The following is a 17582-nucleotide window of genomic DNA, read 5'->3' as shown; positions in this document are numbered from 1 at the left end:
AGTCGACCTCAACAATGCCATTTAATGGGGTTTCAAAACGTTGAGAGAGAGATGGGGATAAGGGGGGAAATTTTCAAGCGGAGGCCGCGCGTGCAGCCTCCGTTTGGTCAGAAAATAATCTTGTGGCGTCCCGCCAGAGAGTGCGACAGCGTGGTGCCATCGACCATCTCCAGCTCGCCGCCCACCGGCACGCCGTGGGCAATGCGGCTGGCGTCAACGCCGTACTGCGCGCACAGCTCGGCGATGTAGTTGGCGGTTGCCTCCCCTTCCACCGTCGGGTTGGTGGCGAGGATCACCTCTTTGATGGTTTCGGACTCAAGACGCTGTTCAAGGCGGTCAAGACCGATATCGTCCGGGCCAATGCCGTCCAGCGGGGAGAGATGCCCCATCAGCACAAAGTAGCGGCCGGAAAACTGCCCGGTTTGTTCGATGGCGTAGATGTCCGCCGGACTCTCCACCACGCAAATCTGACCGTTTTCCTGACGACGCGGGTTCGTACAGATGTTACACACGTCCTGCTCGGTAAAGGTACGGCAATCCGCACAGTGACCAATTTCTGACATGGCGCGGGTTAAAGCCTGCGCCAGGCGCATCCCGCCGCTGCGGTCGCGCTGCAATAGCGTAAACGCCATGCGCTGCGCTGACTTCGGGCCAACGCCCGGCAGGCAGCGCAGCGCTTCCATTAACTGCGTGAGCAGCGGACTGGTTTGCATCAGAACGGCATCTTAAAGCCCGGCGGCAGCTGCATACCGCTGGAAACAGAGGCCATTTTTTCTTTCTGAGTTTCGTCGATACGGCGAGCGGCATCGTTAAACGCGGCTGCAACCAGATCTTCCAGCATCTCTTTGTCGTCTTCGAGCAGGCTCGGGTCGATTTCAACGCGACGGCAGTTGTGCGCACCGTTGATGGTCACCTTGACCAGACCGGCACCGGATTCACCCGTGACTTCCAGCTGAGCGATCTCTTCCTGCATCTTCTGCATTTTTTCCTGCATCTGCTGAGCCTGCTTCATCAGGCCACCCAGACCGCCTTTTCCACCAAACATAGGCTTCTCTCTTCTTTCACGTTTAAGGATTACAACCGTAAGTCAGACTCACGATCAAATGGGGCGAATACTCTCTTCATCCAGATCGGCGTCGAAGAACCGGCGCAGGGTCTGAATGTTGTTATCCGCAATTATCGCCTCGCGCGCCTGCGCGAGCTTCTCTTCATAAATGGCCTGGCGCCACTCGAGCGGCGTTTTCACTGCCGGATTATCATCTTCAATGATAGTCAATTCAACCGGCACACCCTGTAAAGCAGCAAGCGCCTCGGCCAGCGCCTTTTGCGCGCCAGGGGAATTGAGGTGCCGCTGGCCCGGACGCAGGTGCAGACGCACCTGATTGCCGTCCTGTTCTTTCCAGGCGTTGAGCGCGACCTGCTCCACCAGCTTCGGCAGCTGGAGTTGGCTGACCTCGGCGGCCCAGGCGTCGCGCGCAATAGATTCTTCCGCAAGCTTCGCGGAAAGCTCCGGCGTCTTCTCATGCTCCAGCGCCTTTTTCAGCGCTTTTGGCGTGGCCACCTCTTCCTTCACCGTTTCGGTGATGGTGGTTGCCTTCCAGCGGTAAGCCTCTTCTTTCACCGGGGCTTTCTGCTCGAGCGCGGACGGTGCCGGACGCGACTGTACGCGCTCCGTTACCGAGGCCAGTCGTTCAAGCGCGGCGTTGTTCACCGGCCGCGCTCTTCCTGGCGCTGCCGGTTCACTCTTTTTTGGTTTGGTTACTCCCTGCGCACGTTGCAACTGACTGCGTGCGGCAAGCACCGAACTGGTGGCATCCGATAGCGGCACGTTTTGCTGTGGCGGCGGCGTCGGCTGCGGCGGTACCTGCTGCGGTGACATCACCGCCGTTGGGGCGACCGGCGCGAAAGACTGTCGCGGCACTTCCGGCTCCGGCAATGGCATACGCGGGTGGAACGCCAGCGCACGCAGCAGCGTCATTTCAACGCCCATACGCGGATCCGGCGCGTACGGCAGCTCTTTGCGGCCAATCAGCAGGGTCTGGTAGTAAAGCTGCACGTCGGCAGGCGGCACGGTGCGGGCAAGTTCACGCATCCGCTGTTCAATGGCGGCCATATCCGCACCGATGGCCGACGGAGACAGCTGCAGCATCGCCACGCGGTGCAGCAGGCTGAGCATCTCAACCAGCAGCGCTTCCCATTCAATGCCCCTACCCGCGGCGGCGTTGACCAGCGACATCACGCGCTCACCGTTGGCGGCAATCATCGCTTCGATGAGCGACAGCGCCTGATCGTCATCCAGCGTGCCGAGCATGGTGCTGACCGCCTCGGTGGAGAGCTTGCCGTCACCGCTGGCAATCGCCTGGTCGGTCAGGCTCAGAGCATCACGCAGGCTGCCGTCCGCCGCGCGGGCCAGCAGCTGCAGGGCGCGCGGCTCGTGAACGATCTTCTCTTCATCAAGGATGTGCTCAAGCTGCGCGCGGATCTGCTCAACGTCCAGCGCCTTCAGGTGGAACTGCAGGCAGCGCGACAGGATGGTGACCGGCAGCTTTTGCGGATCGGTGGTCGCCAGCAGGAACTTCACGTGCGCGGGCGGCTCTTCCAGCGTTTTCAGCAGGGCGTTAAAGCTGTGGCGCGACAGCATGTGCACTTCATCGATCAGGTAGACCTTGAAGCGTCCACGCGCCGGGGCGTACTGCACGTTGTCGAGCAGATCGCGGGTGTCTTCCACTTTGGTACGCGAGGCGGCGTCGATCTCGATCAGATCGACAAAACGCCCCTGCTCGATCTCCCGGCAGTTATCGCACACGCCGCACGGGGTGGCGGTGATCCCGGTTTCGCAGTTGAGACCTTTCGCCAGCAGACGGGCAATAGAGGTCTTACCGACGCCGCGGGTGCCGGAAAAAAGATAGGCGTGATGGATGCGACCTAGCGACAAGCCGTTCGCCAGGGCCGTCAGCACATGTTCCTGACCGACAACGTCAGCAAAGGTTTGTGGTCGCCATTTACGGGCTAACACCTGATAACTCATGGGCAGGCTCTGCAACGCTGGAAGGTGAATTTATGGAGGGGAATGCTATCACAACCTCACCCATTGAGCGAGGTTGTGAAAACCGGGATTAATGACCCGGGAAAGGCACCAGGCTGTAGCTGGTAATACCCTGTTTTTCCAAGCGCTGTTCACCGCCGAGATCGAACAGGTTGATGATGAAGGCCGCGTCGGTCACTTCCCCACCCAGACGACGGATCAGCTTCACGGTCGCTTCAATGGTGCCGCCGGTTGCCAGCAGATCGTCCACCACCAGCACTTTGTCGCCAGGCTTGATGGCATCAACGTGGATTTCAAGCTGATCGGTGCCGTACTCCAGCTCGTAGCTCTCCGCGATGGTTTCACGCGGCAGTTTGCGCGGCTTACGCACCGGCACAAAACCCACGCCCATCGCCAGCGCAACCGGTGCGCCGAACAGGAAGCCACGGGCTTCGGTACCTACTACTTTGGTGATCCCGGCGTTTTTATAACGCTCCACCAGCAGTTCAATGCTGAGCGCGTACGCTTTCGGGTCTTCCAGCAAGCTGGTGACATCACGGAAAAGAATGCCAGGCTTTGGATAGTCCTGGATGCTTTTGATGCTGTTTTTCAGATATTCAAGCTGCTGTGCAGTTGCGGTCATCGGTTTGTGCCTAAATGAAACAGTGTTACTCACGGCGCGCAACGAGTCGGCAAAGGTAACAATTGCTTAACCTTTAACCAGGCGCGCCTGTGCTCGAAAACGGTCGAATTTACTGGCTGTACGCAATAATTGCAACCGCCATGATGAGGCTTCAGTGCTTTTGTTGCTTTTCATCAACCACGGGGATCCGCCACATAAAGATAAGCAGGCAGAAGAGGATGAAAAGCAGCAGGATCCGCACCCACATCATTTTCACCAGCCATAATGAAATCGCGAAGGTGATTAAGATCACCGCGACCGCGCGGGGCTTCGCGCCGGGCGGCATGGCACGGTGTTGTTGCCAGTGCCGCAAGTACCCGCCAAACCACGAACGGTAGAGCAGCCAGTGGTGAAAGCGCGGCGACGAGCGGGCGAAGCACCAGGCCGCCAGCAGGATAAACGGCGTGGTCGGCAGTAAGGGTAAAAACACACCCAGCGTGCCAAGCACTACCGCGAGCCAGCCAATGATGATTAAAATAGTACGCTTCATAATGCGAATCGTTATCAAACTGAACGGCTACTTTACCACTGGAGAGCGCCTTGAAAACAGCACTGCTTCTTGAGAGGCTGCAAAATCAGCTGATTGCTCTGCGGACGCAGGCTACACCGCTAATGGGGCACGCCACGCTGAAGCCGCGCTTTGACCGGCAGCTTTTCCGCACTCGCAGTACCGTCATTCAGGATTACCTGGCTGAGGCCCAGACAAATCTCGATGAATTGCGCCATGCGGTTGAAAGCGGGCAGCAGGAACAGGTGGTATGGCTTGCGGAGCATCTCACCGAGCAGATCACCGCCCTGCACCGGGAAATCGCCGCCTGGCCGCTGCGCGCCTGGGACAGCGCCTCGCCAGGGCCTGGAAAATGGCAGCGCAAGCGGCTGGAGAACCAGGAGTTCGAGCGCCGGCTGTTTGAGATGAAGCGCGAACGCGAGACGCGCCTGAACAACAGCGAAACGCTGGAAGAGCAGCAGCTCTTAATGCGTGAAATCAGCGCGCTGGAAGGCCGCATCGTCCGCTGCCGTCAGGCGCTGGATGAGATTGAGCGCGTGATTGAACGCCTGACCCGTTAACAGGAGCCACATCTATGTCACTGGAAAATGCACCCGATGAGGTCAAGCTGGCCGTCGATTTGATTATGCTTCTGGAGAATCATGAGATCCCAGCGGAGACGGTGCTGAAGGCACTGGAGATTGTACGGCGGGATTTTGAGGAAAAGGTGAAGGCCGGTTGCCCTCACCCTGGCCCTCTCCCATAGGGAGAGGGAAAATAGTTTAGGCGGGAGTCGGATCGTCACCCTTAATCTCGCGCTTCACTTCCGTATGCTCATCACCTTTCTCATTATGCAGGTGAACCTCAAGCTGGTTGAAGGCGATATTAATGTTGTTTTCGCGGCACAGGCGATCGATCGCACGGTTCAGTTCATCCACGGTGTAGCTGCGATCGCGCAGTTCACGCACGTACAGACGCAGTTCGTGATCCAGCGTGCTCGGCCCGAAGGTGGTGAAGAAGACGTCCGGCGCGGGCTCGTGCATGACCTTTGGATGCGATTTAGCGGCTTTTAACAATACCTCTTTCACTTTATCCAGGTCAGAGCCGTAGGCTACGCCGAGGCGAATCACCACGCGCGTGGTGGTATCCGAGAGCGACCAGTTGATCAGGCGCTCGGTCACGAACGCTTTGTTCGGGATGATCACCTCTTTACGGTCAAAATCGGTAATGGTGGTGGCACGAATACGGATCTTGCTGACCGTACCGGAGAAGGTACCGATGGTAACGGTATCGCCGATACGCACCGGACGTTCGAACAGGATGATCAGGCCGGACACAAAGTTACCGAAGATCTCCTGCAGGCCAAAACCAAGACCGACCGAGAGAGCCGCCGCCAGCCACTGCAGTTTATCCCACGAGACGCCCAGCGAGCCGAATACCGTCATCGCCCCGACGATAATGATGACGTAATTCAGGATGGTGGTGATGGCGTATGACGCCCCCTGGCGCAGGTTCAGCCTTGAGAGCACCAGCACTTCCAGCAGACCCGGCAGGTTGCGAATCAGCGCCCAGGCCACCACCGACGACACCAGCGCAAACAGCAGGCTGCCCATGGTGACGCTTTTCATCACCGCCGCGCCGGCTTCGGTACCGTTGTACTGCCAGAGAGTAATACTGTCGAGATAGGCGAAGACGGTAATCAAATCCGACCAGATCGCCCAGAACATCACCGCAAACAGGGCGATCATCACCAGCATGGTGATACGCAGCGTCTGCTGGTTGACCTGCTCAAGAGCAATGGTCGGCTCTTCCTGCGGCTCTGCGCCTTCGGCCCCCTCTTTCACCTGATGCTGACGACGCGCAATGGCACGACGGTAAGCAATGCGGCGGGCCGCGACGCTTAAACCGCGCAGTACGGTCTGATAGAGCAGGTTCCAGACAATCACCAGATAGACCGTCTCGATCCAGCGCCCGGACAGGCGCAGCGTGGTATAGAAGTAGCCCGTTGCCGTAAGCACCATCAGCGCCAGCGGAATGATCGCCAGCACCGTCACGGTGGCCAGACGAAGATTGTGGGACTCTTTATCGCGCCAGCTGTCGCGGCACATCGGCCACATCAGGATCGCGATCAGCAGCAGGTTGAGCAGAATGACCAACTGGCCCAGCACATCATCCATCAGATGCAGCGGGGAAAGCTCTGACACCACCGACCAGAAGTGCAGCGGCAGAAGCGCAAGGCTGACGCGCACAATCTGGCGACGCCAGTGGCTGGTTAGCTGAGCCGGCATGTTGAAATGACGCACCGCCACGCCGTCTTTTTCCAGCACCTTCCAGCACACGCCAAATACCAGCCAGAACAGCGCCAGTTTTTTACTGAACGCCCAGAGCAGATCGCTGACGTTAAGCTGCATCGTGAGCAGAATCAGACCCACGGCCAGAATAATCAGACACACCGGCAGCGCGCGGATGAGATCGATCAGAATCGCTTTAGGCGTATGGAGCTGGCTGTCGTTACGCAACTGCCCCACTTCCGACGCCAGCTTCGCCTGGTACTGTTTCAGCCATTTCAGACGCCAGCGGATCAGACCGGCAATCAGCAGCAGCGGTAAACCGGCCAGGAAAGCAATCATTACCGCAGGCCAGGCTTTCTCCCAGTTTACGGTGATTTTCATGCTCTTAATCTGCGTTTTCAGCGTTTCCGGGAAGGACTTAATCCAGTCCCAGTCCATCGGCTTGTTGCTGTTCACCCAGAAAATCTGCTGCGTCAAAATCTCCTGCAGGCTTTTTGACACGCTGACCAGCTGCTGCTGGTTGATCTGCAGATTAATGGCCATCATCAGCTGGTTGCCCAGTTGCTTGTTAAGCTGATCGAGCAGCTCGCGACGCATATCCACCACCTGGAGCAGCGCGTCATGCACTTCCGGGTTTACGTCGCTGGAGTGCCCTTCTTCAACTTTGGCGACATAGGCATCGCTCTGGAAAAGGGCGTCGCGCTGCTGGTTGACGTCAAACTGTTCCAGACGTAAATCCGCAATGCGGTTAGTCATGTCCTCCAGCTCGTCGGCGGAGGGGAGCGTCTGCTGCTGCTGATAGAGAATACGCGACAGCAGAAGGCTACCTTTCAGGACCGCAATCTGCTCTTTGATGTTGCGTTCCGCCTGCAGCGCGCGATCCAGCCAGTTTTTCACTTTGATATTTTGCTGAACCAGCGAGTTGCCGTTTTCCGTCGCCAGTATCAGGCGCTGGCTGAGCTGGTGGTTAGCCTCAAGCTCCTGCTTCACCAGCGGGTTGGCCTGAATACGGGCGGTTTCGTCCGGCGAGACGGCTTCCTGGGCGGTTTTTTCCGTCAGGGTCAGGCGTTTGCTGTTTACCGCCTCCTGCAACAGCTGAAGCTGGTGTTCCAGCCGGTTGATATTCGCCGTCACGTAATCACGCTGTTTCTGGAGCGTGTCCTGCAGCACCGTATTCCCTTCCAGGCTTTTACGCTGCTGTTCAATTTGCGCATTGAGCAAGGACTGCTGAACCAGCAGCAGGGTTTGCTGCGTCGGGCGCAGCGTGCCTTCCCCTACCGTTGTGCCGTTCAGGCGGTTGCGGATCTGCTGCAGCTGTTGAGACGCGGCGTACATTGCGTTTTGCACGCGCTCGGGCTGGGTTTGCAGGGAGACGAGCTGGCTGTTGTAGGTCGCGAGGTCAGACTGCGCCGTTTGCAGATCGTCGAGCAGTTGCGCGACGCGTGATTCCAGCTGGCGTAAGGAGAGCGTGGAGAGCGTTTTGCGCGTTTCGTCGTCGTTATCGACGTCACTCAGCGCGCTCAACGCTTCCGTAGCCTTACGCATGTTCTCAGGCGCCTGCGCCACCTTCTGACGAAGCTGGGTGGTTTCTGCTTTAACGCGCTCGATTTTATCAATGTTTTCCAGCGTTTCCGTCAGATCCTGCTGGGTGAGTTTCTCCTGAGGAGAGAGCTCTTTTTGTTTGTTCAGGGTGTCGAGCTGCGACTGAATTTCGCTGCGCGAGGGAATATCAGTGCTGTTGTCTGCGCGGGCCCAGGAAAGCGGCGCGGTGGAGAAGAAAAACAGCATAGCAAAGAGCAATGCAAATACAGGATGTTGCGAGCGATTGATGGGCAGCATAGTTGTGAATGATGTCAGCAGATGACCGAAAATAGTCCGGCGTGAAGAATATCACGCTCGTCGGAAGCAGAATAGCGAGAACGTTAGCCTCTGAGATAAATCCTGGAAAGGGCTCAGGCCGTCAGCGAAGGCGCGTCGCTGCGCAGCGTCGGGCAGAGTTGTAGCATTTCCAGTAAAATCGCCACGTAGCTGCGGGCTTCCTCTTTGAGGTCAAAGGATTGCGGCGCAAAAAGCCAGTTTTCCATCAGACCTGAAATGTAGCTGCGCATCAGGATAGCCGCCCGGCGGGTGAGTAAATTGGCGGGTAACAGCTTTGCCTGCATACACAGGTTCAGGTTCTGTTCGATGCGATCGTAGCTCTCCAGGCTGAGGCTGCGCTGCGCCTGTTGCACCACCGCCATTTCGCCCACGAACTCACATTTATGAAAGATAATTTCCATCATTAATCTGCGACGCTCTTCAACTACCGTTGCTTCAAGGATATATACTAATATTTCTCTCAATACTGAGAGTGGATCGTCGGGGAATTTTGCCCGATACTCACTCTCGAGATCGCTAATGCTGGACTCTGAAAGCTCCCAGATTTCACTGAACAGATCTGACTTGTCTTTAAAATGCCAGTAAATCGCTCCCCGCGTCACACCGGCAGCCTGAGCAATTTGTGCCAGCGAGGTGGAAGAAACCCCCTGCTGAGAGAACAAACGTATTGCCACATCAAGGATGTGTTGTCGGGTTTCCAGCGCTTGTTGTTTAGTTTTTCGTGCCATAGGTGGGTGAATTTACAGGAGTCAGATTTACATACATTTGTGAATGTATGTACCATAGCATGACGATAATATAAACGCAGCAATGGGTTTTTAGACTCAGGACCCTTGATCAATTTGAAATCGGACACTCGAGGTTTACATATGAACAAAAACAGAGGGTTAACGCCTCTGGCGGTCGTTCTGATGCTCTCAGGCAGCTTAGCGCTTACAGGATGTGACGACAAACCAGCTCAACAAGGAGCTCAGCAGGCGCCAGAAGTCGGCGTTGTGACACTCAAATCTGAACCTCTGCAGATCACCACAGAATTACCAGGCCGTACAAATGCTTACCGCATTGCGGAAGTGCGTCCTCAGGTTAGCGGCATTATCCTGAAACGTAACTTTACCGAAGGCGGCGATGTGAAGGCCGGTGAGTCTCTGTATCAGATTGATCCCGCGACCTATCAGGCTTCTTATGAAAGCGCGAAAGGTGACCTGGCTAAAGCACAAGCGGCGGCGAAAATCGCTCAGCTGACGCTGAACCGCTACCAGAAACTGCTCGGTACCAAATACATCAGCCAACAGGATTACGATACCGCCCTGGCAGATGCCCAGCAGGCTAACGCGGCCGTGGTAGCAGCCAAAGCGGCTGTCGAAACCGCCCGCATTAACCTGGCCTATACCAAAGTGACCTCCCCTATCAGCGGTCGTATTGGTAAATCTTCCGTGACGGAAGGGGCGCTGGTGCAGAACGGGCAGACCACTGCGCTGGCAACCGTGCAGCAGCTTGATCCGATCTACGTTGACGTGACGCAGTCCAGTAACGATTTCCTGCGCCTGAAACAGGAGCTGGCTAACGGCACCCTGAAACAGGAAAACGGCAAAGCCAAAGTGGAGCTGGTTACCAACGACGGTATCAAGTTCCCGCAGGAAGGTACCCTGGAATTCTCTGATGTGACGGTCGACCAGACCACCGGTTCCATCACCTTACGGGCGATTTTCCCGAACCCTGACAAGAATCTGCTGCCAGGTATGTTCGTTCGCGCGCGTCTGGAGGAAGGAACGAACCCAACCGCACTTCTGGTTCCACAGCAGGGTGTCACCCGTACGCCACGCGGCGATGCGAGCGCACTGGTTGTCGGGGCAGATAACAAAGTCGAAACGCGCAATATCACCGCTACCCAGGCGATTGGCGATAAATGGCTGGTGACGGAAGGTCTGAAAGATGGCGATCGCGTGATTGTTACTGGTTTGCAAAAAGTACGTCCTGGCGCGCAGGTAAAAGCACAGGAAGTGACCTCTGACGATAAACAACAAGCTTCGGCCGCTGGCCAGTCAGAACAAACCAAGTCTTAACTTAAACAGGAGCCGTTAAGACATGCCTAATTTCTTTATCGATCGCCCCATATTTGCGTGGGTGATCGCCATTATCATCATGCTGGCCGGGGGACTTGCGATCCTGAAGCTGCCTGTCGCGCAATATCCAACGATTGCGCCACCGGCGGTGACGATCTCCGCAACCTACCCGGGGGCTGATGCGAAAACGGTGCAGGACACCGTAACCCAGGTTATCGAACAGAACATGAACGGTATCGATAACCTGATGTACATGTCCTCAAACAGTGACTCCACCGGTACGGTGCAGATCACCCTGACCTTTGAATCCGGTACGGATGCGGACATCGCGCAGGTTCAGGTGCAGAACAAACTGCAGCTGGCGATGCCTCTTCTGCCGCAGGAAGTGCAACAGCAGGGTGTGAGCGTCGAGAAATCGTCCAGTAGCTTCCTGATGGTTGTCGGCGTTATCAACACCAACGGCACCATGACGCAGGAGGATATTTCCGACTACGTGGGCGCCAACATGAAGGACGCCATCAGCCGTACTTCCGGTGTGGGTGACGTGCAGCTGTTCGGTTCACAGTACGCGATGCGTATCTGGATGGATCCGAACAAACTGAACAACTTCCAGCTCACGCCGGTTGACGTGATTAACGCCATTAAAGCGCAGAACGCCCAGGTGGCAGCCGGTCAGTTAGGCGGTACGCCGCCGGTGAAAGGCCAGCAGCTTAACGCGTCGATTATCGCGCAAACCCGTCTAACCTCCGCTGATGAGTTCAGCAAAATTCTGCTGAAGGTGAACCAGGACGGTTCGCAGGTTCGTCTGCGCGACGTAGCCAAAGTGGAGCTGGGTGGCGAAAACTACGACATCATTGCGAAGTTTAACGGCAAACCGGCGTCCGGTCTGGGTATCAAACTGGCGACGGGCGCGAACGCCCTGGACACCGCAACGGCGATCCGAGCGGAACTGAAGAAGATGGAACCGTTCTTCCCGTCAGGCCTGAAAATCGTTTATCCGTATGACACTACGCCGTTCGTAAAAATTTCGATTCACGAAGTGGTTAAAACGCTGGTAGAAGCGATCATCCTGGTGTTCCTGGTGATGTATCTGTTCCTGCAAAACTTCCGCGCGACGCTGATCCCAACCATCGCCGTGCCGGTCGTTCTGCTGGGGACCTTTGCCATCCTCGCGGCCTTTGGGTTCTCGATAAACACCCTGACGATGTTCGGGATGGTGCTCGCCATCGGCCTGCTGGTGGATGACGCCATCGTGGTGGTAGAGAACGTCGAGCGCGTAATGGCGGAAGAAGGTCTACCGCCGAAGGAAGCCACCCGTAAATCCATGGGCCAGATCCAGGGCGCGCTGGTCGGTATTGCGATGGTACTGTCCGCGGTATTTATCCCGATGGCCTTCTTCGGGGGCTCTACGGGTGCGATTTACCGCCAGTTCTCCATTACCATCGTTTCAGCGATGGCGCTGTCGGTACTGGTGGCGTTGATCCTGACGCCAGCGCTGTGTGCCACGATGCTGAAGCCGATTCAGAAAGGCGGTCACGGCGAGCATAAGGGGTTCTTCGGCTGGTTCAACCGCATGTTTGATAAGAGCACGCACCACTACACCGACAGCGTGGGCAACATCCTGCGCAGCACCGGTCGTTATCTGCTGCTCTATATCATCATCGTCGTGGGGATGGCGTTCCTGTTCGTTCGTCTGCCAAGCTCGTTCCTGCCAGATGAAGACCAGGGCGTGTTCCTGACGATGGCACAGCTTCCGGCGGGTGCTTCGCAAGAGCGTACCCAGAAAGTGCTGGACGAAGTGACGGACTACTATCTCACCAAAGAGAAAGCGAACGTTGAATCCGTGTTTGCGGTTAACGGCTTTGGCTTTGCGGGTCGTGGCCAGAACACCGGTATCGCCTTCGTTTCTCTGAAAGACTGGGCCGATCGTCCGGGCGATGAGAATAAAGTTGAAGCGATCACGGGCCGTGCCATGGGCACCTTCTCGCAGATTAAAGATGCGATGGTCTTCGCCTTTAACCTGCCAGCGATTGTTGAACTGGGTACGGCGACCGGTTTCGACTTCCAGCTGATCGACCAGGGCGGTCTGGGTCACGAGAAACTGACGCAGGCGCGTAACCAGCTGTTCGGCGAAGTGGCTAAACACCCTGACCTGCTGGTTGGCGTACGTCCAAACGGCCTGGAAGATACGCCGCAGTACAAGATCGACATCGATCAGGAAAAAGCGCAGGCGCTGGGCGTGTCCATCAGCGACATTAATACCACGCTGGGCGCGGCCTGGGGCGGTAGCTACGTCAACGACTTCATCGACCGCGGTCGCGTGAAGAAAGTGTACGTGATGTCAGAAGCGCAGTACCGTATGTTGCCGAACGATATTAACAACTGGTACGTTCGCGGCAGCAATGGTCAGATGGTGCCGTTCTCAGCCTTCTCGACGTCGCGCTGGGAATACGGTTCACCGCGTCTGGAACGTTACAACGGTCTGCCGTCGATGGAAATTCTGGGTCAGGCCGCACCAGGCCGAAGCACCGGTGAAGCCATGAACCTGATGGAAGAGCTGGCAAGCAAACTGCCTGCGGGTATCGGCTATGACTGGACCGGCATGTCCTATCAGGAACGTCTGTCCGGTAACCAGGCCCCTGCCCTGTACGCTATTTCACTGATTGTGGTCTTCCTCTGTCTGGCAGCGCTGTACGAGAGCTGGTCAATTCCGTTCTCCGTTATGCTGGTGGTTCCACTTGGGGTTATCGGTGCGCTGCTTGCGGCAACGTTCCGTGGTTTGACCAACGACGTGTACTTCCAGGTAGGCCTGCTGACAACCATTGGCTTGTCGGCGAAGAACGCGATACTTATCGTGGAATTCGCCAAAGATCTGATGGAGAAAGAGGGTAAAGGCCTTATTGAGGCGACGCTGGAAGCGGTGCGTATGCGTCTGCGTCCAATCCTGATGACGTCACTGGCGTTCATCCTCGGCGTAATGCCGCTGGTTATCAGCTCCGGTGCGGGTTCCGGTGCGCAGAACGCGGTAGGTACGGGCGTTATGGGCGGTATGATTACTGCGACAGTACTGGCTATCTTCTTCGTTCCGGTGTTCTTCGTGGTGGTTCGCCGCCGCTTCAGCCGTAAGAATGAAGATGTTGAGCACAGTCATTCGGTAGAACCTCACTGATACCGGTTTCATATAATAAAAAGGCCGCATTTGCGGCCTTTTTCATTTTCAGAAAAAATCATAAAATAAGCTTATTGATGTCCTATTTATTTTCTGCCATCTTAAACAGACATATCATAATTAACTGATAACTTAATCGGTGAATTCAGAATCTTTTTAAATTCATTTCTCTGCTTTAACTGTTATTAGGAATATTCCTAAGAATAGATTGAGACAATCTTCATATCGGATCTGGACTTTCACACGTTGTTTAAGCTAAGTCAATGAAACGTAAGGATGCGAAAAAAAACGATTGTTCATTCCGATAAAAAGGTACGTTTCCGGATGAACAATTGCGTACATGCTCGCAGCCTGCGGTTTTATTTGTAATTTTTCGTAATAGCGCGATGAAATCCAGGAAGGAGTGACTTATAGTTAGGTTATCAGGAACACAGCACGCATGTAGCTAAGTCAGTTGTATCCATCCCGACAATGTTGTTCGGTGAGTAAGAAATCACTCAGAAGGGGATGCGCTATGGACGAGTACTCGCCAAAAAGGCATGATATCGCGCAGTTGAAATTTCTCTGCGAATCCTTGTACCATGACTGCCTTGCCAATCTTGATGAAAGTAACCATGGCTGGGTAAACGACCCAACGTCTGCCATCAATTTACAGTTGAATGAGCTGATAGAGCATATCGCAACCTTCGCACTTAATTATAAAATTAAGTACAATGAAGATAATAAGCTCATTGAGCAAATTGATGAATACCTGGACGACACCTTTATGTTGTTCAGCAGTTACGGCATTAACGCTCAGGATTTGCAAAAATGGCGTAAATCGGGAAACCGGCTATTCCGCTGTTTCGTCAACGTGAGCAGAGCTAACCCGGTTAGTCTTTCCTGTTAAAATTATTACAATTACTAAGGTGAATTTATGTCTGATAAACCACTCACAAAAATCGATTATTTGATGCGTTTACGACGTTGTCAGTCAATTGACACACTCGAACGCGTCATTGAAAAGAATAAATACGAGCTTTCTGATAATGAACTGGCGGTATTTTATTCAGCCGCGGACCATCGCCTTGCAGAGCTAACGATGAATAAGCTATATGACAAAATCCCTACTTCTGTATGGAAATTTGTCCGTTAATCTTCGAAGTGTGTCTGTAGAGGTTCTACGCCACGTTTTAAGCTGTATTCACCTGTCCCGTTATGCTCCCTGTGCGAAAGCCAGGTCTCCGTGTAAAACGCGCTCATCAGCAACAATGTTGTGACTCTGGTCACATCGGCTTTTCGGGAACGTTCCCCTGATGGCCGGTTGCGATTACCCTTCCGGAATAACATCCAGAGAGGTTTCCGATGAGCATAGAAAAACAGAAGATGATTTCAGGTGAACATTACCGTCCGGGTGATGAGACGCTACGCGCCGACCGGCTGCGGGCTCGCCATCTGATTCACCGCTATAACCACACCGCGCCTGATGAGAAAACAGAACGCCAGAACATTCTGGCGGAACTGCTGGGGCAAAGCGAAGGGGCTTATATCGAGCCGAGTTTCCGCTGTGACTATGGATATAACATTTATCTGGGGAAAAACTTTTACGCTAACTTCGACTGCGTCATGCTGGATGTATGCCCCGTTCATATTGGCGATAACTGCATGCTCGCGCCGGGCGTTCATATTTATACGGCAACCCATCCGCTGGATGCGGAGGAGCGGAATAGCGGCCTGGAGTTCGGAAAACCCGTCAACATTGGTAATAATGTCTGGATTGGCGGCCGCGCGGTGATTAACCCAGGCGTCACCATTGGTGACAACGTGGTGGTGGCCTCCGGTGCCGTCGTGACGAAAGACGTCCCGGCTAACGTCGTCGTGGGCGGCAATCCCGCTAAAATCATCAAAACGCTGTAAGGTGTCGGGGAGTCAACTGTTATGGTCTTTTAGCGCCAGACTGTTACTTTTTTCAGCCTGATGGCTCCCCTAAAATTGGCAGATCCCCTGTATTGTCAACTCTCATGAAGGCAAAAAATGACCGAGATACAGCGCCTGCTTACCGCCACCATCGACGATCTTAACCACCGCGAAAAGCGCGACAATCGCCCGCGCTTTAGCATTAGCTTTATCCGCAAACACCCTGGACTGTTTGTCGCCATGTATGCCGCCTGGCTGGCGACGCTGATTGTGATGCTGAAATCCGAAACGCTGGTGGACTCCGTCTGGCTGCTGGTTGTGCTGTTTGTCGTCTTTAACGCCTTTTTCTTTTTCGACGTGAATCCCCGTTACCGTTACGAAGATATCGACGTTCTCGATTTCCGTGTGTGCTACAACGGCGAATGGTACAACACGCGTTACGTACCAGAGGAGCTGATCGACAACATCCTGCACTCTCCGGCTGTCGACGCCGGGCAAAAAGAGAAGCTGCAGAAGATGGTCGCCACCAAGGGCCAGCTCTCTTTTTATGATGTCTTTACCCTTTCCCGCCCTGCTGCTGCGTAATTAACGCCTGCAGACGTCGGATACCCGGCGCAAACTGTGAAGCAGAAGTATTGCCGTAACCTAAAACCAGACCGGTTTGCCCCTGCTTCGCCTCAAGGTAATACCCGCTCAGGGCAGCGGGTGCCAGCTGAAACGCTCTCGCCTTCTCCACCAGCCGCTGGTCGTCAATACCGTCAATCGCCAGCGTCAGGTGCATCCCCCCTTCCCCGGCAAGAACGCGGTGCGGTGTATAAAGCTCTGCGCTCAGCACCTCCCGCAGCTGGCGGTAACGCTTACGATAAAGGCGGCGCATGGCGGCAAGATGACGGGCATAGTGGCCCTCCTCAATAAACAGCGCCAGGGTGCGCTGTTCAGCACGATGCCCGCCGCGCAGCAGTGAGCCGATGGCGGGACGCGCCGCCTGCGCCAGCGCTGGCGGTAACACCATGAACCCCATTCGCAGCGACGGAAACAGCGTTTTGCTGAACGTCCCCAGATACACAACGGGCGCATTGTTGACCATTCCCAGCATCGCCGGTACGGGCTCACCAACATAACGGAATTCGCTGTCGTAATCGTCCTCAATGATCCACGCGTTGTGCTGCCGGGCCAGTTCCAGCAGCGCCAGACGCCGTCGCGCGCTGAGCACGCTTCCGTAGGGGAACTGATGCGATGGCGAGGTAAAAATCAGGGTGGGTGAAGGCGCACGCAGTCCTTCCCAGCTCATCCCCTCGTCATCGACCGGTATGCCTGTCATCGCCAGGCCAGTTTTGACAAAAGCGCTTTTCGCTCCGCTATAGCCGGGATTTTCCACCCAGGCGACATCCCCCGGCTCGCTTAACAGCACCGTGCACAGATTGACGCCCTCCAGCGCCCCTTCTGTTATCACAATCTGACTGGCGTCGCAGTCAATGCCGCGGGAGAGCGCAAGGTGGCGGGCTATCGCGGCCCGCAGCGTCGGCTCGCCGGCCGGGTCACCATACCCTAACAGGGCACTCCCCTCCTCACGCAGGACGCGATCGTACAACCGCCGCCACAGCGGCAAGGGGAAATAGTTAATGGCGGGCGTTCCCGGCGTAAACGCCATCACCGGAGTGTCGCGCGGCACAGGCGCGGGCAGCAGGGCGACACGTTTTGTCAGCCTGACGTCCGGGTCCGGTAATGTCCGGGCAATCGTACGTTGAGCGAATTGCCCCACCCGCGTCCCCTGACGGTTACGCAGCAAATAACCTTCCAGCGTGAGCTGGTCCAGCGCCGCATTGACGGTGTTCCGTGAAACGGAAAGCTGCTGCGCCAGCGTTCGCGAGCCGGGCAAATGGCAGCCGGACCGAAGCCTTCCGCACAGTATGGCCTCCCGTAAAGCAAGATAGAGCGCGCGCTGGAGCGTCTCCTCCCCACGCTTTTTCAGCGCGGCATGGAGCAAGGTATAAAGCTCATCACCCGGTATATTCATCTTTCCTCCTCGTGGTACCAGAAAGACATAGCCTGGTGGTTCTTTTTAAGGAACCAGCAATTCACTAATCTGGA

Annotated in this window: 16 protein-coding genes and 1 other annotated feature; of the genes, 8 read left to right on the top strand and 8 right to left on the bottom strand. The window is 55.6% G+C overall.

All coding sequences use genetic code 11. The annotated features are described in order from the left end of the window. Positions 1-107 precede the first annotated feature (107 nt). The 5 genes from recR to MX657_RS05685 form a co-directional block, all read right to left on the bottom strand. On the bottom strand, positions 108-713 hold the full coding sequence (gene recR / locus MX657_RS05705; RefSeq protein ID WP_006809843.1) for a recombination mediator RecR: 606 nt from the start codon (positions 711-713) through the stop codon (positions 108-110). Continuing rightward, positions 713-1045, bottom strand: coding sequence for a YbaB/EbfC family nucleoid-associated protein (locus tag MX657_RS05700; RefSeq protein ID WP_003858972.1), 333 nt, complete (start codon positions 1043-1045; stop codon positions 713-715). The genes recR and MX657_RS05700 overlap by 1 nt, the downstream gene beginning before the upstream one ends. 54 nt (positions 1046-1099) lie before the next feature. Then, positions 1100-3028 carry a DNA polymerase III subunit gamma/tau gene (gene dnaX, locus MX657_RS05695; RefSeq protein WP_333016467.1) on the bottom strand — a complete coding sequence of 643 codons (1929 nt, stop codon included), beginning with the start codon at positions 3026-3028 and terminating at the stop codon, positions 1100-1102. Continuing rightward, positions 1706-1770: a sequence feature (DnaX frameshifting element), on the bottom strand. It overlaps the preceding gene by 65 nt. A gap of 88 nt (positions 3029-3116) precedes the next feature. Further along, entirely contained in the window at positions 3117-3668 is a 552-nt protein-coding gene (gene apt, locus MX657_RS05690; RefSeq protein WP_000127359.1) for an adenine phosphoribosyltransferase, read from the bottom strand. 151 nt (positions 3669-3819) lie between these two features. Further along, a complete protein-coding gene (locus tag MX657_RS05685) occupies positions 3820-4197 on the bottom strand; it encodes a DUF454 family protein (RefSeq protein ID WP_119915216.1) in 378 nt (125 codons plus the stop codon). 50 nt (positions 4198-4247) lie between these two features. Here MX657_RS05685 and priC point away from each other — a divergent pair, with 50 nt between their 5' ends. Together priC and rsmS are read left to right on the top strand one after the other, a co-directional pair. After that, positions 4248-4775, top strand: a complete 528-nt coding sequence (priC, locus tag MX657_RS05680; protein WP_119915217.1) for a primosomal replication protein N'' — start codon at positions 4248-4250, stop codon at positions 4773-4775. A gap of 14 nt (positions 4776-4789) precedes the next feature. Further along, the gene (rsmS, locus tag MX657_RS05675) at positions 4790-4960 is read left to right on the top strand and encodes a pleiotropic regulatory protein RsmS (protein WP_080328036.1); all 171 of its coding nucleotides are present in this window, start codon (positions 4790-4792) and stop codon (positions 4958-4960) included. A 16-nt stretch (positions 4961-4976) separates the two neighbouring features. Here rsmS and mscK read toward each other — a convergent pair whose 3' ends face one another. Both mscK and acrR read right to left on the bottom strand, forming a co-directional pair. Next, positions 4977-8324 (bottom strand): mechanosensitive channel MscK, encoded by a 3348-nt coding sequence (gene mscK, locus MX657_RS05670; RefSeq protein ID WP_119915218.1) that lies wholly within the window; start codon positions 8322-8324, stop codon positions 4977-4979. A 113-nt stretch (positions 8325-8437) separates the two neighbouring features. Next, positions 8438-9091, bottom strand: a complete 654-nt coding sequence (gene acrR / locus MX657_RS05665) for a multidrug efflux transporter transcriptional repressor AcrR (RefSeq protein WP_023310602.1) — start codon at positions 9089-9091, stop codon at positions 8438-8440. Positions 9092-9232: 141 nt separating this feature from the next. On the opposite strand from acrR, the gene acrA reads away from it, so the two are divergent. The 6 genes from acrA to MX657_RS05635 all read left to right on the top strand — a co-directional run bounded on the left by acrA (position 9233) and on the right by MX657_RS05635 (position 16076). After that, positions 9233-10426 carry a multidrug efflux RND transporter periplasmic adaptor subunit AcrA gene (gene acrA / locus MX657_RS05660; protein WP_041911060.1) on the top strand — a complete coding sequence of 398 codons (1194 nt, stop codon included), beginning with the start codon at positions 9233-9235 and terminating at the stop codon, positions 10424-10426. A 22-nt stretch (positions 10427-10448) separates the two neighbouring features. After that, on the top strand, positions 10449-13595 hold the full coding sequence (acrB, locus tag MX657_RS05655; protein WP_119915219.1) for a multidrug efflux RND transporter permease subunit AcrB: 3147 nt from the start codon (positions 10449-10451) through the stop codon (positions 13593-13595). Between the two features lie 514 nt (positions 13596-14109). Next, complete coding sequence (tomB, locus tag MX657_RS05650) at positions 14110-14484, top strand: Hha toxicity modulator TomB (protein ID WP_008499288.1); 375 nt, start codon at positions 14110-14112, stop codon at positions 14482-14484. Between the two features lie 27 nt (positions 14485-14511). Then, the gene (locus MX657_RS05645; protein WP_008499287.1) at positions 14512-14730 is read left to right on the top strand and encodes an HHA domain-containing protein; all 219 of its coding nucleotides are present in this window, start codon (positions 14512-14514) and stop codon (positions 14728-14730) included. 209 nt (positions 14731-14939) lie between these two features. Beyond that, positions 14940-15491, top strand: a complete 552-nt coding sequence (maa, locus tag MX657_RS05640) for a maltose O-acetyltransferase (protein ID WP_080328039.1) — start codon at positions 14940-14942, stop codon at positions 15489-15491. Positions 15492-15608: 117 nt separating this feature from the next. Then, positions 15609-16076 carry a YlaC family protein gene (locus MX657_RS05635; RefSeq protein WP_080328040.1) on the top strand — a complete coding sequence of 156 codons (468 nt, stop codon included), beginning with the start codon at positions 15609-15611 and terminating at the stop codon, positions 16074-16076. Here MX657_RS05635 and MX657_RS05630 read toward each other — a convergent pair. After that, complete coding sequence (locus tag MX657_RS05630; RefSeq protein WP_346807627.1) at positions 16048-17508, bottom strand: PLP-dependent aminotransferase family protein; 1461 nt, start codon at positions 17506-17508, stop codon at positions 16048-16050. The genes MX657_RS05635 and MX657_RS05630 overlap by 29 nt on opposite strands. Between the last annotated feature and the right edge of the window lie 74 nt (positions 17509-17582).

Origin of the sequence: Enterobacter chuandaensis (genome assembly GCF_039718975.1) — a bacterium.
Taxonomy (GTDB): Bacteria; Pseudomonadota; Gammaproteobacteria; order Enterobacterales; family Enterobacteriaceae; genus Enterobacter; species Enterobacter chuandaensis.
The sequence above is the reverse complement of the archived record's forward strand: the minus strand, read 5'-3'. Positions and strand labels throughout refer to the sequence as shown.

What these genes read in the sequence shown, in the direction of transcription:
- recR (WP_006809843.1), bottom strand. Translation starts at nt 713, where the DNA reads ATGCAAACCAGTCCGCTGCTCACGCAGTTAATGGAAGCGCTGCGCTGC.
- MX657_RS05700 (WP_003858972.1), bottom strand. Translation starts at nt 1,045, where the DNA reads ATGTTTGGTGGAAAAGGCGGTCTGGGTGGCCTGATGAAGCAGGCTCAG.
- dnaX (WP_333016467.1), bottom strand. Translation starts at nt 3,028, where the DNA reads ATGAGTTATCAGGTGTTAGCCCGTAAATGGCGACCACAAACCTTTGCT.
- apt (WP_000127359.1), bottom strand. Translation starts at nt 3,668, where the DNA reads ATGACCGCAACTGCACAGCAGCTTGAATATCTGAAAAACAGCATCAAA.
- MX657_RS05685 (WP_119915216.1), bottom strand. Translation starts at nt 4,197, where the DNA reads ATGAAGCGTACTATTTTAATCATCATTGGCTGGCTCGCGGTAGTGCTT.
- rsmS (WP_080328036.1), top strand. Translation starts at nt 4,790, where the DNA reads ATGTCACTGGAAAATGCACCCGATGAGGTCAAGCTGGCCGTCGATTTG.
- mscK (WP_119915218.1), bottom strand. Translation starts at nt 8,324, where the DNA reads ATGCTGCCCATCAATCGCTCGCAACATCCTGTATTTGCATTGCTCTTT.
- acrR (WP_023310602.1), bottom strand. Translation starts at nt 9,091, where the DNA reads ATGGCACGAAAAACTAAACAACAAGCGCTGGAAACCCGACAACACATC.
- acrA (WP_041911060.1), top strand. Translation starts at nt 9,233, where the DNA reads ATGAACAAAAACAGAGGGTTAACGCCTCTGGCGGTCGTTCTGATGCTC.
- acrB (WP_119915219.1), top strand. Translation starts at nt 10,449, where the DNA reads ATGCCTAATTTCTTTATCGATCGCCCCATATTTGCGTGGGTGATCGCC.
- tomB (WP_008499288.1), top strand. Translation starts at nt 14,110, where the DNA reads ATGGACGAGTACTCGCCAAAAAGGCATGATATCGCGCAGTTGAAATTT.
- MX657_RS05645 (WP_008499287.1), top strand. Translation starts at nt 14,512, where the DNA reads ATGTCTGATAAACCACTCACAAAAATCGATTATTTGATGCGTTTACGA.
- maa (WP_080328039.1), top strand. Translation starts at nt 14,940, where the DNA reads ATGAGCATAGAAAAACAGAAGATGATTTCAGGTGAACATTACCGTCCG.
- MX657_RS05635 (WP_080328040.1), top strand. Translation starts at nt 15,609, where the DNA reads ATGACCGAGATACAGCGCCTGCTTACCGCCACCATCGACGATCTTAAC.
- MX657_RS05630 (WP_346807627.1), bottom strand. Translation starts at nt 17,508, where the DNA reads ATGAATATACCGGGTGATGAGCTTTATACCTTGCTCCATGCCGCGCTG.